The following is a 26066-nucleotide window of genomic DNA, read 5'->3' on the forward strand; positions in this document are numbered from 1 at the left end:
ACACGACGACTGCACGCGATTCCCTGTCGTATACCGGCCATTCCCCCTCCGGCAGCACAGGCTTTCCGTCACGTGCAAAAGCAACCCATGCCTGCTGCATATCGTAAGCCAGCGTCCTCATAGGCGGATGAACGTCCAATCCGAGCTTACCTAGCAGCTCCAGATTATCAAAAACAAACGCAATTTCCGCGCCGTGAACCGCTTGTCCGAATACAGGATGCCCCGGCAGTGTCCAGTCAAAACGGTACATCCACACCGGGGCATGAACCGCTTGTGCAACCGCTAGAGCCAGCGCAGGTCGCCAGAAGAACAGATCGGTCAGCATCTGCGCTTGCCCCTCAATCGTAACAGGGAAAGGTTCCGTCAAATCGCCAACATCTGACATGCCCGTCATCATTTCCAATGCCTGGCTCGCCATCGACTTGTTCATCAGATGGGATTCCTTGCGAATAAAGTAAGCACCCTCATGCAAATTCGTTCCGATCAAAACGGATACCTGCTTGGCTGATCCTTTGGCAATCGCAGATAAAGGTACGTCAGGCAAGGTCACACCGTCCACAACGGGTTGATAGAGCATCGCCAGCCCCGAACCCATCATTTCATGCGTCTTGGCCATGGCAAGCATGAGCGCTTCCGTCGGTAGCGTAAACAATCGTTCCGGATGCAGGGTGTCCACCCCCAACTGCTGGAGATATGCAGCCGTGACTTGCTCCGCCTGTGAAGTCGGCAGCACCTGCGATGCTCCGCTTTGTAAAATAGCACGCTGGAACAGGCCCTCAGCGGCCGGCATAGCCAATAACGCGGCAATGCTCATAGCTCCCGCTGATTCACCGAACACCGTCACCTCGTCCGGGTTACCGCCAAATGCGGCGATATGGTCCCTGACCCATTCCAAGGCAGCAATCTGATCCAGCAGCCCCGCATTAGAGGTCAGTCCGTCTCCCCGTGGAGTCAGGTGCAAAAAGCCCAACGGCCCGAGCCGATAATTGAGCGTAACGACGACAACATCGCCATTTTCTGCCATCCGTGCCCCATCATATAATGGAATAATTCCCGACCCGGTTACAAAGGCTCCGCCGTGAATCCACACCATCACGGGTCGTCCCTTTGCAGGTGCCTCCGAAGCAGGCGTCCAGACGTTCAGGTACAAGCAGTCCTCCGACTGCTCAGGCGGTTCCACCAGATTCCCAGTCATACTCTCAGCAGATGGCATAGGCTGCGGACAGATCGGTCCAAAGTTCGTCGCATCCCGCACTTCTTCCCAAGGCTTCAAAGGCTGAGGTGCGTGAAAACGCAATTCTCCCACAGGAGGCTGTGCATATGGGATGCCTTTCCATACATGATATCCATTCACCGTTTCCCCACGAAGCTGACCCAGGCGGGTATGTACTGTAATACTCTCCATAATGAAGCCTCCTTTAACTCTATTATACCCTTTGCGCAGGCCCAAACCAAAAATCGAACAAAGCTAATCCAAAGTTTACAAAGCCAAACACAAAAAACGCCGGGAACGCTTTTTGCGCTCCGGCATTTTTATGGAAAGAAAAGAGGATAAGCGATTAATCACGAACCTCTTCCTTCGGGATCAGCTTGTATATTTCTTCGCTTTCCATCGAATCAATCAGTCGGTCCAGCCACTTGTAATAGGCCACAGCCTGCTTCATTTTCAAACGATCCTGCTGGAGAACAGCCTTAAACTCCTCATATTCCCCGCCCTGCTCCAGCAATCTGTCCAGCTCCTCAATGGCCTTGCGCAGCACCAGCAAATTCGTTTCAACCGCTTTTCTCCATTTAATAGCAAAGAAGTCTGTGAACGTTTGATGCCAGTCATATTCGACTTCATACAAATCCTTGCGTGAGCCTTTGCTCCACACCTTGTTGACCATTTTCAAATCCAGCAGTGTTCGGACACCGGTACTCATGCTCGTTTTGCTCATTTCCATTTCACGACCCATTTCGTCCAGCGTCATCGGTTTATCCGCAAAAAAAAGCAAACCGTACAAATGCCCCGCAGACAGGGTGATCCCATACAAGTCCATATTTTTACCTATAGCTTCTATGACACGTTTGCGAATTTTTTGCAGCGAAGCCTGCTGCTCATCACCTAACTGGTACAAGCTCATGCTTGCATCCTCCTAATTTTAGAGCATTTTGCCTAAGATCGTATGAACGACTTTTACCCGTAACCGATTGGCTTTGACGCAACACATGAAATCTTTCAATAAAAAATGAAATGTTTCAAAAGCAAAGCTCCTGTCTATATTACAACAGCATGGGTCGTTCAAAATCATAATTCGCAAAATTGCTAATGATAGTAAACTTTTAAAATTATGGATATACATAAATCTTTTGCTTATGGTTATATTTCATTGTCTATTTTAAAAAAAGAGCTATCGGTTGTAAAGTTCCGGATGTTTGAGCATTCTAAAGAACGAAGGAGCATATGGCAGGAAACTTTGTACAGTTTTTACTGTACGTACTTTATGAACAGTTTTTTAGTTTGAAAAGTAAGCAATGCTTCTGTTACAATTAATTTTGTCATTAACCGTTTCAGGATGTTCAAAATATTGATTTTTATACTCGATCCTTAATGCAACACGGGGTTAATACCAAGCAAAGTATAGAAAGAAGAGGTGTATGTATGACGATTTTGGAAGTCAAAAATGTCAGCAAACTCTTTGGTCCTCACGCAGAGCAAGGTGTTCCGCTCCTGGAGCAGGGCTGGGGCAAGGAAAGGCTGGCCAAAGAAAAACAAATTACCGTTGGTGTTAATAAGGCCAACATGGAAATTAAGCAAGGTGAAATTTTCGTTATTATGGGTCTTTCGGGCAGTGGCAAGTCCACTTTAGTGCGAATGCTAAATCGCTTGATTGAACCTACCTCCGGTGAAATTCTGGTACACGGCAAGGATCTCCGCAAGATGAACAAAGAACAACTCCGCGAAGTTCGCCGTAAAACCATCAGTATGGTTTTTCAAAAATTCGCCCTGTTCCCACATCGGACTGTAATGGAAAATGTAGAATACGGCCTTGAAATTCAAAAGGTAGAAAAAACGAAACGCCAGGAAAAGGCACAGCAAGCGCTGGAACTGGTCGGTCTTAAAAACTGGGGCGATAAAATGCCCGATGAACTGAGTGGCGGTATGCAGCAGCGGGTCGGTCTGGCACGGGCGCTGGCTAATGACCCTGAAGTGCTTTTGATGGATGAAGCATTCAGCGCACTGGACCCCCTCATTCGCCGTGACATGCAGGATGAGCTGCTGGAGCTTCAAGATAAAATGAAGAAAACGATTGTGTTTATTACCCATGACCTGGATGAAGCGCTGCGGATCGGTGACCGGATTGCATTGATGCGGGACGGATCGGTCGTGCAGATCGGTACACCGGAAGAAATTATGATCCAACCGGCTAACTCTTATGTAGCCCGCTTCGTCGAGGATGTGGATCTGTCCAAGGTATTGACGGCTGCTCATGTTATGCTTCGTCCAGAAACGATCACAATGGATCGCGGTCCGCGTGTTGCTCTGGAATTGATGCGCGAACGTGGGATTTCCAATCTGTTCGTCATTGATCGTACCAAGAAGCTGTTGGGCGTTATCAATGCTGAAGATGCTGTCCATGCGCTGCGCAATAATTTGAAGATTGAAGATATTCTCATGACGGACGGACCGCAAGTTGCTGCGGAAACGGTCATTAATGATTTGTTCGAAATTACAAGCTCGGCCAAGGTCCCTCTGGCTGTGGTCGATGACAAACAGAAGCTGTTGGGTGTTATCGTCCGTGGAGCTTTGTTGGGCGCACTTGGCGGAGATGTAACCACCACGAAGGAGGTGAATGCCCTTGATACCGAAACTGCCAATCGCTGAGTGGATTCAGACTATTGTAGACTGGATGGGTATTCATCTGGCCGGATTGTTTAATGTTATCTCTTCTGTTATTGAAGCTGTTGTAGGCTTTTTCTCTGGGCTGTTCATGCTTCCGCACCCTCTGGTGTTCATCGTGATCATCGGAATTATCGCATTTATGATCGGTCGGGTTCAGCTTACGCTGTTTACCGTCATCGGCTTCCTGCTGATTGACAACCTGGGCTATTGGAGCGAAACGATGAATACGCTCGGACTGGTCATTACGTCCGCACTCGTATCCATTGTCATCGGGATTCCGATCGGGATCTGGTGTGCATACAGCAAAACGGCGTCACGCATTATTACGCCTTTGCTTGATTTTATGCAGACGATGCCCGCGTTCGTCTACTTGCTCCCTGCGGTTACCTTTTTCAGCCTTGGTGTTGTACCGGGCGTAATCGCATCTGTTATCTTCGCGATCCCTCCAACCATTCGCATGACGAATTTGGGGATTATGCAAGTGTCGGGTGAATTGGTCGAAGCCTCCGACGCATTCGGTTCAACCTCGGCGCAAAAGCTGTTCAAAGTACAACTGCCGCTGGCTATGCCAACCTTGATGGCTGGTATTAACCAGACGATTATGCTGTCACTGTCTATGGTTGTTATTGCTTCTATGATCGGTGCGGAAGGTATTGGTGCCGTTGTATACCGTGCCGTGACACAACTCCAAATTGGTAAAGGTTTTGAGGCCGGATTGGCTGTCGTTGTTCTGGCTATCGTGCTTGACCGTTTCACGCAGAACCTGTTCAAACCAGCGAAAAGAGGCAAAAGCCGCGTATCTACCAAACAAAAGGTATGGATTACCTCTGCGGTTACGGCTGTCATTCTGATCGCTGGCGCATCGCAATATTTTGTTGGATCGAACCCTTCTGCATCTGGCAAAGGAAACGCTGCTGCCAACCCGGTTGGCGAAGAAGTCGGCTACAAAATTATCGGAATTGATGCCGGGGCAGGTATTATGAAATCAACTGCCAAGGCGTTAAAGGACTACAATTTGTCCGACTGGAAGCTGGTAGAAGGTTCCGGTGCAGCGATGACTGCAACACTAGACAAAGCCATAAAAGCGAAAAAACCGATCATTATTACAGGTTGGACGCCGCACTGGATGTTCAACAAGTATGATCTCAAATATTTGGAAGACCCTAAAAAATCTTATGGTGAGGCCGAGGGTATTCATACGATTGCCCGTAAAGGACTGCAACAGGATGCTCCTATTGCTTACGAGTTTCTAAAACGGTTCAAATGGACACCGGAAGACATGGGTGAAATGATGGTTGCTATTCAAGGCGGAACCAGCCCTGAGCAAGCTGCCAAGGATTGGGCTGAAAAGCATGCCGATAAGGTGCAGGAATGGACCCAAGGACTGCAACCTGTCAATGGTGACACCTTCAAGCTCAGTTATGTGGCTTGGGATTCTGAAATTGCCAGCACGAATTTGCTGAAATATATTTTGGAAAACAAATTGGGCTACAAAGTAACCGCGTTGCAAGTTGAAGCAGGTCCAATGTGGACGGGTGTCGCCAGTGGGGATGTGGATGCTTCTCCGGCTGCATGGCTGCCACTGACACATGCGGATTACTGGGCTAAATACAAGGATAAGCTTGATGATCTGGGCGCTAATATGACGGGTGTCAAAACAGGCTTGGTTGTTCCAGCTTATATGAATGTTAAATCTATAGCTGATTTACAAGGCAATGGAGCCGCAGCGGCTCCAGCTTCTGCCGCTGCGGGGGACTTTGGCAAGGAGGTCGGATACCGTATTGTCGGTACCGACCCCAGTGCCGGTCTGATGAAGCTGACTGCCGAAGCTATGAAGGAATAAGCCGCTTCAAGTGGACTGCCGAAGATATGGGTGAAGTGATGATCGCCATTCAAGACGGTGCTGCTCCACAACAAGCTGCCAAGAGCTGGGCTACAAAGTGACTGCCCTTCAGGTAGAGATTGGCCCTATGTGGACAGGCGTTGCAGGCGGGAGTGTGGATGCTACCGCCGCTGCCTGGCTTCCACTGACGCATGCCGATTACTGGGCAAAGGACAAGGCTCAGGTGGACGACATCGGAACCAGCATGACTGGCGTTATGTCCGGGCTTGTAGTTCCATCCTACGTTCCCATTGATTCTATTGAGGACTTAAAGACGCAATAATATTTCATTCAGCCAATACGATATACACTTAAAACCAAAAGGCAGATCAGGAGTAAAAACCTGGTCTGCCTTTTTAATATGCGTATTTAGTTACTCTTAGCCTTTTAGCCTTTAAGTGTAACTCCCTCTTGCGTTGATATATCGGCATGCTGGTCTGCCGTCTGACGCTGTCTAAAGAATAGCGGATAAATGGCGAAGGACACCAGCAGACTCACACAGCCAATAACGCCCAGCGCAATCGTATCCTTGAAGACGTACGTGATATCCAGTCCTTTGAGGGTGATATTCCGTACAGCATCCAGAAAATACGTCAGTGGCAATATTTCGGCAACCCCCCGCAAGAAGCCGGGCATCGCTTCCAGTGGCCACGTATAGCCTGACAGCATAAAGGAAGGAACGGCAATCAGCATGAGGGTTTGGGTCGCATCCACTCTTGTCTTGGAAAAGAGGCTGAACAGGAACCCTAAACCACACAAGGCAAAGTTAAAGGCCAGCGACACCAGAATCAGCGGCAACACCTGCCCCCTGAACGGAATATCAAAGCATAGGGCGCTAATACTGAATACAGTCAGCACATTGAAGGCTCCCGCCACATAATACGGTGTCAGCTTGGCAATTGCCAGTCGCCAAGGGGTATTTTTCCATGCGGCAAATTTTCCCCAAGTCCCTGCTTCCTTATCCCGCGTACAGGACAAAGCAATACCGAGCAGCAAACACTGCTGGAGAGCGGCAGAAATGACCCCCAGCGGCATGAACAGCTTGTAATCATATACCGGGTTGAACAGCACTCTGGACCGGAACGGGATGGTACTCAGCGTTGAGGCGGCCTGATCGGCGTTCATTCCCTTTTGCTTCATGGAATTGACCGAAACCCCGGCGCTCACGCTACTGATGACCTGATTTGCGATCCGGCTGGCGCTGTTGGAATACATCATGTTACTGCCGTCAATCAGGGTCAGCACAGGCGGGTTCTCCCCATGCTTAAGCCGGGTGGTGAAATTGTCGGGAATGACGATGCCTACCTTGGCTTCCCCGGTTTCCACCTGACGGACAACATCCTCCTGATTGGTGGCCTGCCGTGTAACGGCAAACGAATCTGTCGCATCGAACGCCTGAATGATCTGGCGACTGAGTTGTGAATTGTCTCCGTCATACACAGTGACAGGCATCTCGGTAATCCGCTGATGAGAATACAGGAAGCCGAACAAGATGGTATACACAATCGGTGTAATCAGCAGAATAGCCATAAAGCGCCGATCCCGGAAGATGCTCAGCCATTCCTCACGAAATACATCGCGGATACGAAGTCTTTCCTGTTGATCCTGCATATTACTGCGCCCCTTTGCCTGTAAACAGAACCGTGGAGCCTGTCGGAACCGAAGCCGCAAGATCCGGCAAAGCTATTTTAACACCAAAGGAACGGACATCCTTATCACCGGAACTTTGGCTCGGTTTTTGAATAGCAAAGTCGGCAGCCGATTCCAGCAAAATAACTTTACCTTTCAGCTCCTTGCCGCCCGACAGCAGTTTAACTTGTACAGTATCCCCTGCCTGGAGACCATTCAGGGACGTTTCCGGCACATAGAATTTAGCCCAACGCTGCGTCGAAGTTTCAATCGTATAGACCGGGAAGCCTGCACTGGCCATTTCGCCCAAGCTGAGCGATTTGGATTTTACAATACCGTCCTCAGATGCGCGTAGCGTGGTGTAGCTCAAGTAGGTCTGAGCTTCCTGAAGGGCAGCTTCCGCCTGAGCTACTTGTGCGTTGGCACCTGCAACCGCCGACTGTGCCTGCTCTACCGTGGATTGCGCCGCCTTCACAGCGGATTGCGCCTGTTCTACCGAAGCCTGGGCGGCTTTGACATCCTCCTGCTGCAAAGTAACCTTGCCTGCTCCTGCCTGTGCTTCCTTCACCGCAGCCAATGCCTGACGGTATTGCGCTTCAGCCGCCGTAATTTCTTCCTTGCGGCTTCCCTCGCGTACCATATTCAGTTGCTGGGATGCTGAATTGTACTTGGCTTCCGCCTGTTGATGGTCCAGCGTCGCTTGATCCAGTGAGGCTTGGGTTGCTGCCCCGGCTTCTTGAAGCTTTTTGGCACGCTCCAGGTTTTTAGCGGTCAAATCCAGCGTTTCCTTGGCAGCCTTCACACTCACTTGTGCTTGCTCCAGCTCTTGCGGTCTTGCGCCGCTCTTGAGGGCATCCAGCTTCGCTTTGGCCGCAGCCGCAGCCGCTTGTGCCTGTTCGATCTGACTGGAGGAAGCCTGTGCAGTCACGCCAACTGCTGTGGTACCTTGGCTCTTTTTGGCCTGAGCTGCACTCACGGTAGCCTGTGCCTGCCCCACTCCCGCTTGAGCCTGCAATACTCCTGCCTTCGCTTTGGACACATTACTCTGGGCTGCCAGCAATGCCGCCTGTGCCTGTTTCACCTTGTCTTCCAGCTCACGGCTTTCCAGATGGGCTAACACCTGCCCTTTTTTTACCTTGTCGCCCTCACTCACGAGCATCTGATCAATACGTCCCGCCATCTTAAAGCTGGCATTGAGCGTATCCGATTCTACATAAGCTGTCGGAATGGAAGAGGACTGATCCGCAGACAGGCTACTGCCACCCTTTTGAAAAGCGGTCAGAGCATAAATCCCTATGGCGATTAAAACAATAAGTACGGCGTAAATCGTATATTTTTTAGCTTTCATGTTCTCATCACTCCATCTGTCTATTTATGATGCATACCCAGCGCATTACAAACAAAAATTTCAATACTCTCCCGAACTTCCTGCAAGTTCATCGTTTCGCCCCAAACCATTGATCGCATCGGTGCAAAAATGTAAATACCAAATAAGCAATTTGCCGTCGTTTTCGCATCAAGCTTACTCGAAATTTTCCCGTAAAACTTACCAGAGTCGATCTCCGCTTCCATAAAATCAAAATAGTCAGCCAATACCTGCCTGATATTAAAATGCTGCTCCTGCGAAACCCATCCCTTGCTAACTAGCAAACGACAAAAATCCGGCTCTCTTCCAATAAACTCAACGTGTACTTGAATCAGCTTGTGAATCCTCGTTTCTACCTGATCCTTCGGAACCTGAGACATGGTTTCACGGATATCCTGAACAAAGCGCTCCATCCCCATCTTCAAAATATAAATGTACAGATCTTGTTTATTTTTGAAGTTGTAATAAAGGGTCCCTTTAGCAATGCCGCATACCTTGGCGATTTCCTCCATATTGGTTTCATTGAAGCCACGTTCGGAAAAAGCCTTAAGCGCACCGTTAAAAATAATTTCCTTCGTCTGGTTTTTCATGCTTCCTCCTTTTTTGAACTGACCGTCCAGTACAAAAATTATACGTTTATTATAAGCCCATTTTTAGTTATCCAGCAATAGGAAATGTACAAAATACACAATTTTAGACAGTTCGTCTAAACGGACGTTCTAAAAACGGGAGAATTCAGACATACAAAAAACAGACCGAACAAGTGAGGGGGTCACTTATTCGGTCCGTTATTTTATAAAATCGGCTGGTAAAGGGGTCGCGTATTAAGTTTACCAGCCGCTTTTAAGGGAAGGCCGATTATTTTTTTACTGTTTGATTGTATTGCGCAATTTTGCCTGTAATCTCTTGTGCGGCTTGATCCAACGCCTGTTTTGGCTGTTGCTGTCCGCTCAAGACGGCCTCGATTGCACCCTCTACGATTTGACGCGCTTCCGGGAATACGCCCATCACTGCGCCTTGTGTAGCCGTGGATTGCGCCGATGCGTGCAATTGGTCAACAGCAGTTTGGAATTGCGGGTATTTCACCATATTGTCCTTAAGTACCTGCTCGTTATAAGCTGCTTTGGTGATCGGGAAGTACCCCGTATTCACGCTCCATTGTGCCTGTACAGCCGGGGAAGCAACGAATTTAATGAACTCCCACGCTGCCTTTTGCTGGGCTTCAGGCTTGTTGTTCATGATGTACAAGCTCGCGCCGCCTACAACCACGCCGCCTTCTTTCGCTTCGTTCGCTCTTGGCAGAAAGCCAGTGCCTACCTCAAATTTATCGCCAACCTGCTCCACAATATTACGCAGCGAAGCGGTGGAATCCAGTGTCATAGCAATTTGTCCTGCGGAAAAAGCTTTGGCAGTATCATCGGAGTTACGTCCCAGATTGGATACAACCTTTTCGTCGATCATTTTCTTCCACCAAGTCAGGGTTTTCACACCTGCATCTGAATTCAGCAGCGATTCCGTTGCTGCCTGATTGCGTCCGTTGCCATTATTCACATAATCCGCATTCTGATTAGCAAACAACTGCTCCATAAACCAGCCATAGATAGCGATGGATGCACCGGATTTCCCGTCCTTGCTCAAGGCTTTTGCAGCCTTTTCGAATTCATCATATGTTTTTGGAGGATTAGCCGGATCAAGTCCCGCCGCTTTAAAAGCATCCTTGTTATAGTACAAGATCGGATTCGACGTATTGAAAGGCATTGCATTCAATTTACCGTCGATGGTGTAATACCGTGTAATATTCGGCTCAAGCTGCGACAGATCGAACTTGTCTGCATCAATAAATTGTTGTACAGGAGTGATCATCTTGGAGTCGATCATGAATTTACTGCCGATTTCATACACCTGAATGATGTCCGGGCCGCTGTTGGAGCCAAGTGACGCTTTCAGCTTGTTCAAGCTGTCATCATATTTGCCTTGGTATACCGGCTCTACCTGAATGTCCTTGTGGCTGGCGTTAAAGTCAGCGGCGATTTGCTTGATCGCTTTTTCACCGTTACCGGACATGGAATGCCACCAAGTCAACTTCACTGGAGAACCTGCTGCTGTTCCCGCATCGCTACCGTTGCTTGGCTTCTCAGCCGCCGTGTTATTGCTACAGCCTGCTGCAACAACGATTGCAGTCAGAATGAGCAAGGTCAAAGCACTTTTCAGACGAAAAAATCTCATAATCTCTCTTCTCTCCCTTTGATTAAATGATTCTCGAATATAGATCAAGCTTTATATAGGCTGCTTGCGCAGATGTTGCTGTTTGCCCGAAGGGAAATCCCCTTCAGGATCAACCTTTAAGTGCACCCGCTGCCATCCCGCGTACCAACTGCTTCAGACCAAAGATCAGCAGAAGCAGAGACGGTAAAATGACGAGTGCCGTACCCGCGAACACAAGATTCCATGAGGTGGATTCCTGAAATTCGAGCATGGAAATTCCGATTTGTACCGTACGCATATTCTCGCTGTTCGTGATCAACAACGGCCACAGGTACGAATTGTACATATTCAGGAACGAATACACAGCCAATGTTCCGAGCGCCGGGCGCGATAGCGGAAGCACATGGAACAGGAAGTAACGGACATGTCCGCACCCGTCCATACGAGCCGCCTCGAACAATTCCTTGGGAAGCTGGAGAAAAAATTGCCGCAGCAGGAACGTTCCGAATGCCGTCGCCAGAAACGGAACCGTCAGCCCTTGATAGGTATCCAGCCAATTCCAGCTACGTACGGTCAGATAGTTCGGAATAATGGTCACTTCCCACGGGATCATCATGGTAGCGACAAACATGCTGAATATGAAGTTCTTCCCCTTGAATTCCATTTTGGCAAAGGCATAGGCCGCCAAGCTGGCTGTAATAAGCTGGCCGATCATTGTCAAGCCTGAAATGAGAAAGGTGTTACCGATGAACGCTGCAATCGGAACGATTTCAAATACGTCGGTAAAATTGGCCATATGAAAGGAATGCGGGAAAAAGCTCGGTGGATAGGCGCTTGCTTCCTCCGGCGACATGACAGCCATAAAAAACGTATAAATGACCGGATATAAAATCAAAGCAGCCGCAATCGTAAGCAACACATACACGAGTGTTGAATTAAGATGTCGTTTCATTGGTAATGCACCTTTCTTTCCAACCATTTGAACTGGATCATTGTAAGCAGCAGGATGACGACAAACAGTACAATTGCCTGTGCGCTGCCCGTTCCGAATCGGAAATTAACGAAGGCCTCCTGATAAATGGAATACACGAACACATTGGTGCTGTTCACTGGACCGCCCTTGGTCAGAATGTTAATTTGAGCAAAAGACTGGAAAGCTCCAATGATGGATACTACAGTTACAAAGAAGATCGTTGGCGACAGTAGCGGCATGGAAATTCGCCAGAATGTTACCAGCGGACCTGCCCCGTCCATTTTTGCACTCTCATACATGTCTTCTGGAATCCCTTGAAGTCCGCTTGATAAAATAATGTAATTAAAGCCTAGATTCATCCAGATGGTCATAATCGCTACGGAGAACAACGCCCAATCCGGGCTGGTCAGCCACGGAACCGGATTGATATGTAGCAGGGAAAGCACGTAGTTAAACATCCCCAGAGTCGGATGAAAAAGAAATTTCCAAATGACCGCAGATGAGCCGACCGACAGCACCATCGGCAGCGAAAAAGCGAACTGGAAGATACGCATCCCCCGCAGCTTGCTATGTGTAAGTGCAGCCAGCACCAGCGCCAGTAAAATGCCTACAGGCACCGTCAGCAGCGCAAACAGGAGCGTAACCTTGATTCCTTGCAGGAATTGACCCGAGCTAAAAAGTGTAGCAAAGTTGTCTAACCCAACATAAGCTGCAACATTTCCTGCGGGATCTGTGGAGTGCAAGCTGAGATAAACCGACTTGATCATCGGGTAAAACATAAATACAGCAAACAAAATGAGCGAAGGAGCCAAAAACGTATACGCTAGCGCGTTTTCGCGCAGTCTCTGAATTTTTAGCGAACCCGTGCGTACGCGGGCCTTAGACGAAGTCTGTTGCTGGCTCCTCGTCCCGAGTCCCATAGATTTGTTAAGCTCACCCAAAACGGAGCGCCCCTTTCTTTTCAAACCAACCTCAGTAAGTGTATCGTTTCGATGTAAAGGGAACATCAAGTGGGTTGGAGCAAAATGTTAATGTTTCATGACTTTGTAAAACCTGTCCCATCTGGGTAGCTGCACAATGGCACAGACTCCTGCATACGATACATCATTATATGAGTATGGAGGTCAGAGGCGAATGCCGTACAACACTGTCAATCCGCAAACCTTATATCAGGCAAGACCGGAATTTCAGACAGAACTCAAAAGGGTCCACGATCATCTGCATCACCAGTTGGGTCCTTACGTCAATCACACCGTCCGGGTTCAAACAATGGATCATCATGTGTATGAAGGAAGGATTGTCCACATCGACGCGGATCACTTGTATTTGAGAGTTCCTCAACCGCACCACACGCCCTCCCCAGGCACCCCCACTCCCTATCGTTCCTATGCCTACAGAGACGTCATTCTGCCGCTGGTGCTGTACAATCTGCTGGTGGTGACACTGCTGAGCTAACGCTCGATCCATTCAGTCACAAAACAAAAAACCTCCAATTTCGTGAACAGCCGACCATCGGCATATTACGAAGCTGGAGGTTTTTACGTATTTATTTTACATTTTGGACAGGAATTTAACTGAATTAGAAGCAGATAAATTTTGGGAACAAGGAATGGTATGTGCTCCTTCTTGGCAAGCTAATGTGAGAAAACGTCAGAACGGAGAAGAAGCCTAATGAAATATAACCGATTACTGTCTGCAAGTATCGTTGTTTCGTTGTTCTGTGCCAGCTTTTACGCCACACCCTATACCGAGGCCGCCTCGTATGCCTCCCCTGCACCAACAAAGGGTAGAGCCTATTATGAAGAACGTGGCGACATTGTATGGGAAGTTCCTACCCAGCGCAAGGTGATTGCCCTCACATTCGACGACGGACCGGATGAAAGAAAAACGCCCGCCATTCTGGATTTACTCAAGCAATATGACGCCAAAGCGACCTTCTTTGTCGTCGGCAGCCGTGTAGAAAAACTCCCTGACATTGTCAAACGGGAACGAAAAGAAGGCCATGAGGTTGGCAACCATACTTTCCATCATCCATCCTTCCATAATATTTCCCGTAACAAAGCTCTGTCTGAAATGGATCAGGGCCAAGCCAGCATCGTTCAAGCAACAGGGGTTGAAACCCATCTTTTCCGTCCACCGGGTGGTTCCTATACCGACTCGCTCGTCAAACTATCTAAAGAAAAAGGGCTTAAATTAATTTTATGGTCCTGGCATCAGGACACCCTGGATTGGCGGAAACCTGGTGTACACCGGATCGCCAATAAGGTACTTCGTAATGCTCGCAATGGCGATATCGTCCTCATGCACGATTATGTATATAAAAGTACACAAACCGTTGAAGCCCTCAAAATCATTTTACCTGAGCTGAAAAAAAGAGGCTTTACCTTCGTCACCGTATCCGAACTGCTTGCCAATCGTGAGACTCCTGAAGGACTTATTGAGGTGAATAAATAAAGGATGGGAATAAATTCCAAGCCAATTCTTCCCTTTGAAATCATTGGCTACATAAAACGTTCTTCATACGGAAAATATATTTATGAATTACCAACTATCTCAAGGAGGCAATAACATGAAAAAAGCAATATTGACTGTAGCGTCCCTGGCTGTACTTCTGTCAGCAGGATCAATGGTATCTGCAGCACCCGCAACGGAAAAGCATGAACACAAAATGCACCAACATAAGGTAAAGGCTCATGCGAAACATGAACACAAGCTGCACGCCAAGAGCAAACATGAGAAAGTCCACAAGCTACATGCGCGTGAAGCTGCACCTGCCAAAATGATTGGAGAAAAAAGCATTCATGCGAAAAGTATAAAAGCAAAGGCTACTAAATTACCAAAAACCGGATTCGGTGGCGCGAGCGAGCAAATGAATTAGGGAGGGGTAAAAGGAGAGGGTTAGCTTGTTAACCCTCTCTCTTTCTTCATATGAACAATAAGTGGATTATTCGTATCATTGTGCTATTGATTTTGCTGGGTAGTACGAGCTGTTCATCTTCGGCTGAACCTCAAGGTAGCTCCCATACTAACTCCAGCCACACCCCGGCTAAGCATGAAATTCAACAAACTAAAACGACGAAGCCCTTACAGGTTAAAAGTAAACCTTTCCAAGGGAGCATTCCACGTAAAATCGATATTCCTGCGGTTCGTATTCATTCGATTATAGAACCGGTAACCTACTTAGAAAATGGTCAAATGGGCGTTCCAGGCAACACGGATCGAGTAGGTTATTTATCTACTGGTATATTGCCAGGAGCGGCAGGTAATGCAATTATGGATGGTCATGTTGATACATACACGGGCCCGGCAGTTTTTTATCCTCTTAAAAAACTGAAAAGGGGGGATTTTGTGTATGTGACTGGCGATGACGGTTGTAAGCTACAGTTTGTTGTGGAGTCGGTAAAATTTTACTTAACCTCCGCAGCACCGATTCAAACGATTTTTGGCCCTACAGAAGAACACCGTTTAAACTTGATTACCTGTGCCGGACGCTACAGTCGAAGCAAGAAGGAGCATGAAGGAAGGCTGATCGTCTTTACCAAATTAACACACATGAATTCAGCCTGTGAGAAAATTATGGTTCAAAACAAGGACAATTCCAAAAACAACCCAATTATTTTCAAGGAGAATGAATAATTGTGCTTAGGATCAGAAAATTACAATTGCTGTGCATGATCTTAATAATAATTCCGGCTTACAGCTTCTCTTTATTTCGTGCACAAGCCGAGCCAGCTAAACAGGATAACGTTACCCCCTTTCTTCAAGAACTGTTTGATGACCGTACCCGGTTGTTAATGGATCAGGACAAAACGCATATCGAAGACCATTACTTATTTAAAGATAGACGAAGCAGCCAATATGCGTACCTTCATGAACTGAACAGGGCCGAATATATTCAAGAATGGGCCAAGCTTCGAAAAATAAAATTTGTGAATGCGGAAAGTTCCATTCGGATAGCCCGGGCCATAGTGTTGGGCGATACGGCAAAAGTGTCACTTGTTCAGTCCTTGAAATTGAGCTATGAGTATATCGACAGCTATCCCGGTCGGCATGATTTTGGAATTGGAACACGTCATGGCATTACACTGAGAAAAAAAGATAATCGTTGGTACGTGGAACGTGAATGGTATTCAGATCCTCTGGAAGAGAATTCAAAAAAGATTCAAAAATCCGACTTATTTTTTACTCCCCATGAAGTTCCGGCAACACCAGAAAGGGTTATTCATAAATACAACAGGGCCCGCGCCGTTGACTATGCGAACAAGTATGCAGGAACGACATGGGGAGCAGGTAATGGTCAGCGATATAATCAAAAATACCTGGATTATAACTCCAAAGGAGGCGATTGTACCAACTTCTCCTCCCAAGTTATCGGGGACAAGGAGGAAGGCGGAGGGCTTCCTATGAAATCTGGGTGGCATTACTTGTATGGCAACGGTGGAAGCCAAGCCTGGGTTCAAACGGACGCTTTTAAAAATTTTCTGTTACGCTCCGGCTATGGAAGGATTATAGGACAAGGTAGCTTCTCTGATATTGTTCAATCGGTCAATGAACGGCAGCAGCACCTTAACAGACCACAGTTGCTGCCAGGTGATTTGATTGCTTACGTATTAAAAGGTGATGTAGACCACTTCTCCGTTGTAGTCGGATTTGATCAGAGTGGCTATCCCTTAGTCAACTCCCATACCGCAGACCGTTTCAGAGTCCCCTTCGATTTAGGGTGGGATAAAAACACCAAATATTTGTTGATTCATATACAAGATTAAGCATCATGGCCCTTAAGACTTGTTCATATCCCGGAGGTTGCTGTCATAGGAATAATGTGGACAGCTTCTAATGGGGTGGAAAATGATTTGAAATTACCTCTTATATTAAAACAAACCATGGTGAGAGCTAATGCGATGATTGTTGTAAAAGCCATCGGTTTGGTTGGAAAAGTATTTATGACACGACTTGTTGGAGCTGAAGGAATGGGCCTTTATCAGCTAGCCTATTCCTTCTATAGCTTAATATTGATGATTATTTCAGGGGGATTGCCGACAGCATTGGGTATGTTTACAACCAAGCATACGGCAAGAGGCTGGCGGTTATTCAAAATTTTTTCAGTGTTCATGATCCTCACGGGATTGGTATGCAGTGTACTAACCTTTTGGTTCTCAACACCGATCGCTAATTTGCTCGGCTATCCACAGCTTAATTTTGTGATTCGATGCCTCTCCCCTGCTATACTGGCCGTTCCCTTGCTAAGTCTGCTGCGCGGATATTTGCAAGGGCTTGAAAGATACACCGCGATTGCCCTTTCGGAAATCATAGAGCAAACCGCCCGGATCGGTACTTTAATGTTGCTGGTGCCACTATTTATTCAATCCGGCATCGAGTTTGCTGTAGGCGGAGCGGTACTGGGAACTTTTACAGGCGCATTGTTAGCCTTTGCTGTGCTTACTGCTTTTTTTATGTACAATCGTCCCTCTGTAGCTTTATCCCCCCCATCAAGTCGAGCAGATTTACCTTTAGTGGTACAAGCTTCCTTTGCTATTGCGCTTACACGCTTGCTCATCCCTGCGTCTGATTTTATGGATGCGATCATCATCCCCCAACGATTACAGGTTGCCGGGGTTTCTTCCAAGGAAGCAGCGGAAATGTTCGGTATTGTCACTGGTATCGCCCTTGTCGTCGCTTATATGCCTACTTTGATTACAGGTGCACTAACACATACGCTCACTATGAAAATAACTGCGGATTGGCAAAATAAGAAATATAACGCATTCTACAAAAAAAGCCATACTGCCATTCAGGTAGCATGGGTCTGGGGATTAGCCTCAGGTTTTTTCATTTTTGAATATGCCCCAGAAATCTCCCTATTTGTTTTTGGTATACAAAATGCCGAAATCCCCATTAAATCGTTGGCTATGTTACCGCTACTCGTCGGATTGCGGGAAATTACAACAAGCATCTTATGGGCACAAAATCGAAAGAAAACTCCCTTTATTGGCCTTTGCGCAGGTGTACTTGCCAATTTCATTATTCTTTACTCCATAGTTGCCATTCCCGAGTTCGGGTATACCGGCATGTCCCTGGGAATCATAACACTGGAGCTGATCGCAACAGGCTGGAATTTCAAAACGCTAAAGCTCTTCCAACGAGCCAAATCCCGTGCAGGCATTGTGCTATTGGTGGATATTCTCGTTTTTGAAGCCATTCTTATCGTGGTTACGCTGTGTTCCAAGGCGTTATCTTCATTGGGCTGGCCGGAGACGGTTCATATGATTGTAGAGGTACTCCATTACTGCTTCTGGTGTGCTATGTATTTGAAGGTACGATTAAAGAGCGTTTTCGAAGAGTAGGGAGGGCATCCCCTTTGTTCCTCCTTTCCCAGTAACCCAGGTCAATTCGATAAGGCGATCTGGTTCAAGTCTTAGAAATCTTCCGTAATGCGGATGACGTTTTCCCTCAAAATGCGTTACTGCTTGGTCCACGCTTGATACAGGACAACAGGGGACGCCTCCATTTTTCGTTCCACCGTCAGATGAATGCGTCCTTTGTGAAATATCTGGCAAAGAAATAGGTAGTGTCATTTCATCTTCAATCCCTTCAGTCCAACAGCATTTTGATCATGTCTACATTATTATAACCATAAAGATGTAAGATAAAAAAAGCCACTCAAATGAGTGATAGCTAATCATCATCTGGATTCTTTGCTGCTGCTTCAAGTATTTGGGCGCTTCCTCAGAAGACAGAGAAAGGTTGGAGCATCATTTTTACGTCTAATGTTTTTCTCGGATTACATTTTTTATTTTGGATTGAATCTTCTAGCAGATGGTCTGTCTGGAGGCGCGCTCTGAGATATAATGAGCCGTCTTATTTGCATGTAATCAAACCAAAGAAAAAAGGCTACTCAAAAGTTCAACGAACTCATGAGAGCCTCAAAAAAATCTGATCAGAGTTAACATCTCCTAACCCCTTGCTACAACAAGGGTTTTTGGCATTTTCACATCATGCCGTCCATGTTGTGCGATTGGTATATTGGAGGATGGGCTTTTCAAAACGATTGAGGTCGGCATTCTTCCTCATCTCCAGTACTTCCACCGTACTTATGAACGTGAGGAATTCTACCGTTTACTGTGGTACATCCTTCGAAGCGATGGTAATGACCGCCTCCTGGCAAGCGAATGGCTGGTCCTGTTGTTCCTCTAATAATGTGCTTATGTTGATCGTTAAATGATGTTTCCGCATAATAATGATGAACATGCGGAACACCACTTGGAGCCGGCTTTGTTACACCAGCGTAATGGTGGCAGTGTCCCACATCAAATGATGTAGTCCCTTTAAAAGGATGCACGTGATCATTATTAACTGGTCTACCGTCCCACGAAGTAATAAAAAGCCTATGCGAATGGTTGGAGTCGGAATCACCGGAATGTACAACAAAACCTGTTACTGGTATTTCCATCAGCAACCTCCTCTCTTCATCAACTGCTACATACTATGAAAGAGGTAGTGTAAATGCTCAATCTAAACGAAATATTGGCGTATTACCTGGATTTTTGTGAAATAGGGCTTACTTTAAGTTGATTTTCACTATAATGAATATTTTTCATTTGAGTGCAACATTTCATAAAGCTATTCCGTTTAGTAACTTGAACAAACAAGTTGAAAGAGAGTCATTAAAATGAAAAAAACAGCAATTAGCGCAATCTGTGCTTTAATCTTACTTTCTGCTGCACAGGCAGCCTTTGCCGCAGAACCCGTTTTAATAGCAAAGCAACCTGTTACTCAGGCTAAACAAAACAATCAGAGCCAATACAAAATTTTAACAAATGGTACAAAACTGGATTTGGGTAGCTTACATGCCTATAAAAAAGGGACCCTGGTTTTAGATAATGGATCAGTAAAAACAACACTAACGATCGGTACAGATAATTACTACGTTCAAAGCAGCCATGCGATTGGTATGTCCGCCCCAACCAAATTAGGTGCTGCTCCTACAACTGTAAAAGGTAATGTATATGTTCCAGTAAAAATATACAATATTCTTTTCTCCAATCCTAAAACGGTTAACGTTACCCAACAAACCATTACTATTCATACACCACAAGAGGAAAATGTACAAATTCCGAATCCGCTTGTAGAATTTAAAACATTACAAGCTGCTGAAAAATCTGTAGGCTTTGCAACTTATGCACCTTCAATCCTTACTGATGAATACAAGCAAGATTTGATCCAAGTCATAAGCAATTCAATCGTTGAAGTTTTTTATAGCAATGGCAAAGATACCAATCGTTATAGAGTAGCGGAAGGCAGCGAGGATATTAGCGGAAATTATGAAATTTATAGTCAAGTCTCCAAAAAGGATATACATGGTACTGACATCACAATAAAGGGGAATAATAATGTAGTAAATCAAGCAGCATGGACGCAAAACAATAAAAGCTATTCCTTGTTCTTGGAATCTGGCGTATCCGTTCAAACCCTGGAAAAAATTCTGAAACAGTTGTCTGTATAAAAGTATTTATGAAGTAACTAGCCCCCCATCACTCTAACAAGCTGATGAGAGGCTCTACTGTTTAACGATAAATAACCTTTTTATTTACATAGCTATACCTTTCAGTCCAATGTTTTGGAGGCTAGCCATTGCATCATCGTTGTTTTCTTTCCGTTAATCACCTTCGATACTTCGTTGTTATACACGTAAATCCAGGACCAATGGCCATTGTATTCATACGGTGTTTTGTCGCTCTTCTTGTACAAGCCGGAAGTATCCACTACGTTGTCAAATAACGACATATGAACATCCTTTGCTCCGGCATTCACTAAACGGTTGTAGGTCGGAATCATATAATCGTTAGGCGGTACTATGGTGTCGGTTTTGGCGGCCACAAACCAGATCGGCAGATCCTTCATTTCGCTAATTTGTTCATCGGTTATAAGACTATCCTTCAAGGCTTCACACACGACCATAGCTGCTGCAAAATAGTCTTTATAATCACGGATCATCAGCATAGTCATATAACCGCCGTTGGAGTCTCCGCCAATGTAGATTCGATCTGTATCAATGTCTTTGTTCTTGGCCACGTAATCCTTAATTAAGGACATCAATGCTTGCTCATATTTGGAGCTTCCGTCTCCAAAGCCTGTAAAACCATCCATCCAGTAGGTTGGAGTCTGAGGTGCCAACACATAAGCCCCACCAAAATAGGATTGAATATCCTTAGAAGCAAAATTCGCTGCTTTATTGCCGGAAATCGGAATGGTTGGATCTGTGCCTCCCTCTCCCATACCGTGCAGCCAGATCACTAGAGGGTTTTTCACTTTGTCTTTTGCCGGCGTATAGTCCGCATAGGTTAAAGTAACCCCGTCAAAAGAAGCTTTGCCAGTTTTTAATTGGTCAACAAGCTTCCGTATCTCACCTGTGGAAGTATCAATCTTCAAGCCGGAAATCGTTCCTGATTTGGTTTTAATAGCTTTTTGCTGCGTGATCGTGTATTTGTTATCATTCCATCCGTTAAACCCGGAACCTGCATCATAATGAATAGCGGAGCCTAATGTTATGGTTGGGCCGATCTCCATTTCCAACACAACGTAGTTTCCGGTTTTCTTTACAGGGTTGCCGCTTTTGTCCGATACATAGGCCTTAGTGACCTTCCGGTTGCCTTTCTCAATAAAGGGATTTACCAGCCTGCTATCGCTTCTTTCTACATGCACCTTAAATGTATCCTTTGTTATCGCATCTTTAGGTACCGGCTTATCCAGGTTAACAATGATCTTCGTAATGGTTGCTCCCCAATCCTTAATCTCCGCAACCGTCCGGTATGAGGCAGGCTGTATCTTTGCATCCTTGGCCCATGCACCGGAGCTGAAAGCAAGGGTTGTACCGATAGCCAGAGTAAATATCATGGTTGTTTTAGCAGCCTTTTTAAACCGTTTAAACATGATGTCGTACCTCCCAGGTCCATTTGTGAAACGCTTACATTATTTATTTTAATGATTTCTTTTATTTGCATCCCGCCTTTTATTAACCTAATTAAGGTCAATTACTGACTCCTGGCCCCAGAATACCCCTTGTTCCCTTTCCGATATTGATGTGGTGTAACCTGATAAACCTTCTTAAATACCCTGGCAAAAGATTTCTCGTTCGGAAATCCGTGCTCCAACGCAATTTGTATGATGGAATGATCCGTATTCATAAGAACACGAAAAGATCCCTCCAAACGGATGGCATTGATATATTGAAATAGAGTCATCCCTACATGCTTGACAAAAAAACGGGACAAATACTCGGGAGATAACCCAAAAACCTGAGCTATGGAATCCAGTGATAAGCTCCCATCGTAATTCTCTTTGATATAATCGGTTATCAACGTCAGCCGCTCCAAATATTTATTGGAGTTAATGGCGCGAATAGATTCGTTGTCGATTTTAAAATGCTTTAACAAAAGATACACCAGTTTATAGGATAGCGACGTTAAATGGATATGTGCTAAAGGGTCATTATTCTGGTTGAGGTAAGCTGCAAATAATGTGTTTAACAAATCACGCAGCTCCGCAAATTGCTGCAATCTCTGCTCGTTGGTTTCGAAAATGGATATACAGTCAAATGAAATGGGATTACTGCCGTTAACATTTTCTTTAATAAATCCACAAGGAATCAGAACGGTTATAGCCTCTCTTCCTTTTCCCTTAGCCACAGAAAAGGAATGAATAGCATTTGAATTGATGAGCACTATATCCCCCTCTTTGGAGCTATAATTCGCGCCATCAATATAGATATTATCAATTCTTCCTGAAAGCACATAGGATATTTCTATGCTGTCGTGCCAATGCCCAGGTATGTAAACTGGTTCATTTGAGGAATGAACTATAATTTTTAACGGAAAATGATTGTCTGCCTGGACCATTTCATATTTGTACTCCAAGTTTGTCGCCCCTCTCAGATGTGAACATAGTAATATAGAAGAAAATGGCTTCAGCAGAATGCCGAAACCACTTATATTTAACCTTTCTCTTTCTATAAATAAAAAAACCTAAGTACAACAAAATACATAAGATCCTTGGATCTTAACATTTTGTTCCTTAGGTTTTGCCTGCGTAACAGTAACAATCCTAGTACTATTCATTTAACTAAGCTAAGTATATAGTGGGTTAAAATTTATGTCAACGCTTTCATTTTGATTTTTAGTGTTTTAAGTCCACCGATATACCACTGCATTCAAACCACCTCAAAATAGAACATTCGCTCTTATTATATACAAACATACGTTCTGTATTGAACACATAAAAAACGCTGGTGCTAATTGCCAGAGTTCTCCTGTCCATCCTAATAACAACCACTGCCATTACATTGACAGTGGTTGTTATTACTATATGGACACCAAATACGGCGCTCTTCTCTTAAATTGCACAACCTCTTGAATGCCTAGGCCATGCAGCAGCTCTATCGCTTCCGCAAAGCCTTGCTCAACATCCCCTACCTGATGTGCATCCGAACCAATGGATACCGCTCTGCCGCCTAAATTCACATACATGTCGAGAATATACGGATGAGGGTGAATCCAGCCTTGTCGATATAGTCCTGTCGTATTCAGCTCAAGCACCTTTTCCTTCTCGATGATTAGCTTCAAAATATCATACAAAACAGGTTTGCAAGCCACAATATCTTCTTCATCAACTGGATAAGTCGTATATCTCGTAACATAATCCAAATGGGCAACGATATCATAATTATCCATCTGGTCGATAGCCTCTCTTACTTGCATAAAATAGTGTTTAAGCCTTTGCTGGATGGGCAGATCATGATAAGCCTTCTCGGAAAAGTCAAGGTAACCATCATTATGCGCAGAAAGCAAAATGACGTCAAACTCGCGCTGAGCCAAATATTCGTTTATGACGTCTTTATAGTCGCTTCGAAAGCCAACCTCGATGCCTTTGCGAATCTCCATAGGATAACGCAGTAATAGCTCTTCCACTTCACTATGGTAGCTCTTCCAGTCAATATGAACATCCTGCTTGAAATATTTGCAATCATACTCTAAATGGTCTGTCGTAACGATAGCAGGCTTCCCCAGTGCGAGCGCATATCGCACAAGCACCTCCAGCGTTGAGTTGGAGTCAGGCGAATAGGAGGAATGCACATGCTGATCGATTAAGAGATTGGGTATTGTCATCTTTTACTCCTTCTATTTCTATTGAAACTGCAAAAGATTGCGCCCTTCGTCTGTCATATCGAACAGATGGAATTTATTTGGCCTAATGCCGATCAAGACCGTCTCGCGCTCCTTTAGCAGTTTCTCGTTATCGGTCAGTAAACGAATCATAATATCGGACTGTCCAGCTGGATCCGTCATTTTAACCAATTGCCCATTACCTAAATGCTCAATAAGATCAATTTTTAGCATAATAGATGCTTCATGGGGCTGCTCCGGAAAGAACAAATCATGAGGACGTACGCCCAGCTTAACCGCTTTCCCTATGTGCTGCTCCTCAACCCTGCGCGCCGGAGGGATTTCCAATTCGAACAGTTTCGTCTTCACCCACTGCCGGTTCTCTCTCAGCTCCACTGTTCCGTCAATCAAATTCATAGGCGGATTGCCTAGAAAGCTTGCGACGAACAGGTTAGACGGATGATGGAATAGTTCATTCGGGGGTGCGTATTGCTGAATTTTTCCGCCGTTCAGAATAGCTACCCGATCAGAGATGGCTAAAGCTTCCTCTTGGTCATGCGTGACAATAATAGTCGTTACTCCTAATTTGCGTTGGATTTTCCGAATTTCGTCTCGTACATCCAATTTTAATCGCGCATCCAAATTGGACATCGGCTCATCCAGTAGTAAAATTTCCGGGTCCTTGGACAATGCTCGCGCCATGGCGACACGCTGCTGCTGGCCGCCTGATAGCTGCGAAGGCTTGCGATCGAGCAGATGATCGATTTGCAAAATTTTACTCGTTTGCAGAGCACGCTCGTACGCATCCTTCTTAGACATTTTCCGCTCGCGAAGCGGAAACGCGATGTTGTCACGAACCGTCAAATGAGGATAAAGCGCATAGGACTGGAACACCATACCAATATTTCGATCCTTCGGCTCCACATGATTGACAAGCTTATCCTTAAAATAAATTTCCCCGGAAGTTGGCTTCAGTAACCCAGCCAGCATCATAAGTGTAGTCGTTTTCCCGCAGCCTGAAGGACCTAGCAGCGCAACAAATTCACCTTTTTCAATTTCAAGATTCAACCCGTCAACTGCACGGCTTTCGTTTTGCTTACCATCATAGTTTTTCACGATATTTACAAGAGAAATCATACCTGCTTTGCTCCTCCCAAATTGACCTTCAGGAATACTTTTTGAGTAAAGATATAGAACACAACTAGCGGAATCGTGTAAAACAAACCAATCGCCGTGATCAATCCATAGTTCATAATGACATTTTCCTTCGTTACCAGACGAGACAGATAGCCAGCCAGCGTCAGCATATTGTCATCGAATATAAAAAGCTTGAATAGAAACCATTCACCGTAGGCGCCTAAGAAGGCGAACACTGCAATCGCCCCGATGCCTGGCAATACATACGGAACGAGCACCTTCATGAGGGCTCTAAATCTCGTACATCCATCGACCATAGCCGCCCATTCCAAATCCCACGGTACCTCGTCGAAGAAACCTTTCATAATATACACTCTGCCTGGCAATGATCCTGATATCGCAACGAGAATAACGCCTAAGTACGTGTTCACCAGATTCATTTGAACAAGGATGAAAAAGGTAGCGATAATGAGCGTAATGCCTGGAAATGAGCGCATCAGGAACAGGAACTTCATTGCGCCCAGCTTTCCTTTGAAATCGAGCCTGGAGAATGCATATGCGGCAGGTACGGCAATAAAAATTTCAATCACCACAATAAGAAACGAATAGACTAATGTATTTAGAACAATAGGCCAAATCGCCGGCAGGTTAACCCCCGCATACTCGACAGGTTCTTTGACAAAATTGAAGTTCTCCAGTGAAAATTGGCCTGTCGTGCTATTAAAGGTTGCCGAGAGAAAATACCATATAATCATTCCAACGATAGGCATGGTGAATAACAGCAGATATGTGTGCACGAGCAGCTTTTTTACAGTAGTTGTCGACATCTTGGC

The 26066-nt window shown here is 45.7% G+C and carries 24 protein-coding genes and 1 pseudogene; 10 read left to right on the forward strand and 15 right to left on the reverse strand.

Going from position 1 to position 26066, the window contains the following annotated elements; all coding sequences use genetic code 11:
- Together QD47_RS20365 and QD47_RS20370 are read right to left on the reverse strand one after the other, a co-directional pair.
- A partial coding sequence (locus QD47_RS20365; RefSeq protein ID WP_044647847.1) for a carboxylesterase/lipase family protein occupies window positions 1-1405 on the reverse strand: 1405 nt, incomplete at its 3' end.
- 154 nt (window positions 1406-1559) lie between these two features.
- A complete protein-coding gene (locus tag QD47_RS20370) occupies window positions 1560-2123 on the reverse strand; it encodes a GbsR/MarR family transcriptional regulator (protein WP_014280355.1) in 564 nt (187 codons plus the stop codon).
- A gap of 518 nt (window positions 2124-2641) precedes the next feature.
- Between QD47_RS20370 and QD47_RS20375 the strand changes: the two genes are divergently transcribed.
- The 3 genes from QD47_RS20375 to QD47_RS20385 all read left to right on the forward strand — a co-directional run bounded on the left by QD47_RS20375 (window position 2642) and on the right by QD47_RS20385 (window position 6048).
- Window positions 2642-3865 carry a quaternary amine ABC transporter ATP-binding protein gene (locus QD47_RS20375; protein ID WP_044647848.1) on the forward strand — a complete coding sequence of 408 codons (1224 nt, stop codon included), beginning with the start codon at window positions 2642-2644 and terminating at the stop codon, window positions 3863-3865.
- Window positions 3840-5726, forward strand: a complete 1887-nt coding sequence (locus tag QD47_RS20380) for a glycine betaine ABC transporter substrate-binding protein (protein WP_044647849.1) — start codon at window positions 3840-3842, stop codon at window positions 5724-5726. Before QD47_RS20375 ends, QD47_RS20380 begins: the two co-directional genes overlap by 26 nt.
- A 97-nt stretch (window positions 5727-5823) precedes the next feature.
- The gene (locus QD47_RS20385) at window positions 5824-6048 is read left to right on the forward strand and encodes a glycine betaine ABC transporter substrate-binding protein (protein ID WP_235332312.1); all 225 of its coding nucleotides are present in this window, start codon (window positions 5824-5826) and stop codon (window positions 6046-6048) included.
- A gap of 104 nt (window positions 6049-6152) precedes the next feature.
- Here the strand turns inward: QD47_RS20385 and QD47_RS20390 are convergent, their stop codons facing one another.
- From QD47_RS20390 to QD47_RS20415, 6 genes are all read right to left on the reverse strand, one after another.
- Entirely contained in the window at window positions 6153-7376 is a 1224-nt protein-coding gene (locus QD47_RS20390) for an ABC transporter permease (RefSeq protein ID WP_044647851.1), read from the reverse strand.
- Window position 7377: 1 nt separating this feature from the next.
- A complete protein-coding gene (locus QD47_RS20395; RefSeq protein ID WP_044647852.1) occupies window positions 7378-8742 on the reverse strand; it encodes an HlyD family secretion protein in 1365 nt (454 codons plus the stop codon).
- Between the two features lie 20 nt (window positions 8743-8762).
- Entirely contained in the window at window positions 8763-9350 is a 588-nt protein-coding gene (locus QD47_RS20400; protein WP_044647853.1) for a TetR/AcrR family transcriptional regulator, read from the reverse strand.
- 268 nt (window positions 9351-9618) lie between these two features.
- On the reverse strand, window positions 9619-10986 hold the full coding sequence (locus QD47_RS20405; RefSeq protein ID WP_044647854.1) for an ABC transporter substrate-binding protein: 1368 nt from the start codon (window positions 10984-10986) through the stop codon (window positions 9619-9621).
- Between the two features lie 109 nt (window positions 10987-11095).
- Window positions 11096-11917 carry a carbohydrate ABC transporter permease gene (locus QD47_RS20410; RefSeq protein ID WP_044647855.1) on the reverse strand — a complete coding sequence of 274 codons (822 nt, stop codon included), beginning with the start codon at window positions 11915-11917 and terminating at the stop codon, window positions 11096-11098.
- Window positions 11914-12879 (reverse strand): carbohydrate ABC transporter permease, encoded by a 966-nt coding sequence (locus QD47_RS20415; protein WP_044647856.1) that lies wholly within the window; start codon window positions 12877-12879, stop codon window positions 11914-11916. The genes QD47_RS20410 and QD47_RS20415 overlap by 4 nt, the downstream gene beginning before the upstream one ends.
- Window positions 12880-13072: 193 nt before the next feature.
- On the opposite strand from QD47_RS20415, the gene QD47_RS20420 reads away from it, so the two are divergent.
- The 6 genes from QD47_RS20420 to QD47_RS20445 all read left to right on the forward strand — a co-directional run bounded on the left by QD47_RS20420 (window position 13073) and on the right by QD47_RS20445 (window position 18282).
- Window positions 13073-13393, forward strand: coding sequence for a hypothetical protein (locus QD47_RS20420; RefSeq protein WP_044647857.1), 321 nt, complete (start codon window positions 13073-13075; stop codon window positions 13391-13393).
- Between the two features lie 216 nt (window positions 13394-13609).
- A complete protein-coding gene (locus QD47_RS20425) occupies window positions 13610-14392 on the forward strand; it encodes a polysaccharide deacetylase family protein (protein ID WP_044647858.1) in 783 nt (260 codons plus the stop codon).
- A gap of 115 nt (window positions 14393-14507) precedes the next feature.
- Window positions 14508-14816: a hypothetical protein gene (locus QD47_RS20430; protein WP_044647859.1), complete on the forward strand. Its 309-nt coding sequence runs from the start codon at window positions 14508-14510 to the stop codon at window positions 14814-14816.
- An 80-nt stretch (window positions 14817-14896) separates the two neighbouring features.
- Window positions 14897-15574, forward strand: a complete 678-nt coding sequence (locus QD47_RS20435; protein WP_044647890.1) for a class F sortase — start codon at window positions 14897-14899, stop codon at window positions 15572-15574.
- A 2-nt stretch (window positions 15575-15576) separates the two neighbouring features.
- Window positions 15577-16704, forward strand: coding sequence for an amidase domain-containing protein (locus QD47_RS20440; RefSeq protein WP_044647860.1), 1128 nt, complete (start codon window positions 15577-15579; stop codon window positions 16702-16704).
- 87 nt (window positions 16705-16791) lie between these two features.
- Window positions 16792-18282 (forward strand): oligosaccharide flippase family protein, encoded by a 1491-nt coding sequence (locus QD47_RS20445; protein ID WP_235332313.1) that lies wholly within the window; start codon window positions 16792-16794, stop codon window positions 18280-18282.
- On the opposite strand, the pseudogene QD47_RS34215 reads toward QD47_RS20445, so the two are convergent.
- Together QD47_RS34215 and QD47_RS20450 are read right to left on the reverse strand one after the other, a co-directional pair.
- Window positions 18277-18513, reverse strand: a pseudogene (locus tag QD47_RS34215) (SRPBCC family protein); the annotation flags it as partial. The gene QD47_RS20445 and the pseudogene QD47_RS34215 overlap by 6 nt on opposite strands.
- Before the next feature lie 464 nt (window positions 18514-18977).
- Window positions 18978-19388, reverse strand: coding sequence for a YmaF family protein (locus QD47_RS20450; RefSeq protein ID WP_044647861.1), 411 nt, complete (start codon window positions 19386-19388; stop codon window positions 18978-18980).
- 219 nt (window positions 19389-19607) lie between these two features.
- Here QD47_RS20450 and QD47_RS20455 point away from each other — a divergent pair, with 219 nt between their 5' ends.
- Window positions 19608-20441 (forward strand): DUF4367 domain-containing protein, encoded by an 834-nt coding sequence (locus tag QD47_RS20455; RefSeq protein WP_044647862.1) that lies wholly within the window; start codon window positions 19608-19610, stop codon window positions 20439-20441.
- A 101-nt stretch (window positions 20442-20542) separates the two neighbouring features.
- On the opposite strand, the gene QD47_RS20460 is transcribed toward QD47_RS20455, so the two are convergent.
- The 5 genes from QD47_RS20460 to QD47_RS20480 form a co-directional block, all read right to left on the reverse strand.
- Window positions 20543-21868 carry a prolyl oligopeptidase family serine peptidase gene (locus tag QD47_RS20460; protein ID WP_044647863.1) on the reverse strand — a complete coding sequence of 442 codons (1326 nt, stop codon included), beginning with the start codon at window positions 21866-21868 and terminating at the stop codon, window positions 20543-20545.
- Window positions 21869-21969: 101 nt separating this feature from the next.
- Window positions 21970-22833, reverse strand: coding sequence for an AraC family transcriptional regulator (locus QD47_RS20465; RefSeq protein WP_235332316.1), 864 nt, complete (start codon window positions 22831-22833; stop codon window positions 21970-21972).
- A 462-nt stretch (window positions 22834-23295) separates the two neighbouring features.
- The gene (locus QD47_RS30150) at window positions 23296-24099 is read right to left on the reverse strand and encodes a histidinol-phosphatase HisJ family protein (RefSeq protein WP_052646826.1); all 804 of its coding nucleotides are present in this window, start codon (window positions 24097-24099) and stop codon (window positions 23296-23298) included.
- An 18-nt stretch (window positions 24100-24117) separates the two neighbouring features.
- Entirely contained in the window at window positions 24118-25233 is a 1116-nt protein-coding gene (locus QD47_RS20475; protein ID WP_044647865.1) for an ABC transporter ATP-binding protein, read from the reverse strand.
- Window positions 25230-26060: a carbohydrate ABC transporter permease gene (locus tag QD47_RS20480; RefSeq protein WP_052646828.1), complete on the reverse strand. Its 831-nt coding sequence runs from the start codon at window positions 26058-26060 to the stop codon at window positions 25230-25232. The genes QD47_RS20475 and QD47_RS20480 overlap by 4 nt, the downstream gene beginning before the upstream one ends.
- Window positions 26061-26066: the final 6 nt, after the last annotated feature.

It is taken from the genome of Paenibacillus terrae (genome assembly GCF_000943545.1).
GTDB lineage: Bacteria > Bacillota > Bacilli > Paenibacillales > Paenibacillaceae > Paenibacillus > Paenibacillus terrae_A.

Bases quoted from the DNA above. Each gene is read 5' to 3' on its own strand.
- QD47_RS20430 (WP_044647859.1), top strand. From the start codon at position 14,508: ATGAAAAAAGCAATATTGACTGTAGCGTCCCTGGCTGTACTTCTGTCA.
- QD47_RS20390 (WP_044647851.1), bottom strand. From the start codon at position 7,376: ATGCAGGATCAACAGGAAAGACTTCGTATCCGCGATGTATTTCGTGAG.
- QD47_RS30150 (WP_052646826.1), bottom strand. From the start codon at position 24,099: ATGACAATACCCAATCTCTTAATCGATCAGCATGTGCATTCCTCCTAT.
- QD47_RS20455 (WP_044647862.1), top strand. From the start codon at position 19,608: ATGAAAAAAACAGCAATTAGCGCAATCTGTGCTTTAATCTTACTTTCT.
- QD47_RS20370 (WP_014280355.1), bottom strand. From the start codon at position 2,123: ATGAGCTTGTACCAGTTAGGTGATGAGCAGCAGGCTTCGCTGCAAAAA.
- QD47_RS20460 (WP_044647863.1), bottom strand. From the start codon at position 21,868: ATGTTTAAACGGTTTAAAAAGGCTGCTAAAACAACCATGATATTTACT.
- QD47_RS20395 (WP_044647852.1), bottom strand. From the start codon at position 8,742: ATGAAAGCTAAAAAATATACGATTTACGCCGTACTTATTGTTTTAATC.
- QD47_RS20475 (WP_044647865.1), bottom strand. From the start codon at position 25,233: ATGATTTCTCTTGTAAATATCGTGAAAAACTATGATGGTAAGCAAAAC.
- QD47_RS20425 (WP_044647858.1), top strand. From the start codon at position 13,610: ATGAAATATAACCGATTACTGTCTGCAAGTATCGTTGTTTCGTTGTTC.
- QD47_RS20410 (WP_044647855.1), bottom strand. From the start codon at position 11,917: ATGAAACGACATCTTAATTCAACACTCGTGTATGTGTTGCTTACGATT.
- QD47_RS20400 (WP_044647853.1), bottom strand. From the start codon at position 9,350: ATGAAAAACCAGACGAAGGAAATTATTTTTAACGGTGCGCTTAAGGCT.
- QD47_RS20375 (WP_044647848.1), top strand. From the start codon at position 2,642: ATGACGATTTTGGAAGTCAAAAATGTCAGCAAACTCTTTGGTCCTCAC.
- QD47_RS20450 (WP_044647861.1), bottom strand. From the start codon at position 19,388: ATGGAAATACCAGTAACAGGTTTTGTTGTACATTCCGGTGATTCCGAC.
- QD47_RS20465 (WP_235332316.1), bottom strand. From the start codon at position 22,833: ATGGTCCAGGCAGACAATCATTTTCCGTTAAAAATTATAGTTCATTCC.
- QD47_RS20405 (WP_044647854.1), bottom strand. From the start codon at position 10,986: ATGAGATTTTTTCGTCTGAAAAGTGCTTTGACCTTGCTCATTCTGACT.
- QD47_RS20420 (WP_044647857.1), top strand. From the start codon at position 13,073: ATGCCGTACAACACTGTCAATCCGCAAACCTTATATCAGGCAAGACCG.
- QD47_RS20480 (WP_052646828.1), bottom strand. From the start codon at position 26,060: ATGTCGACAACTACTGTAAAAAAGCTGCTCGTGCACACATATCTGCTG.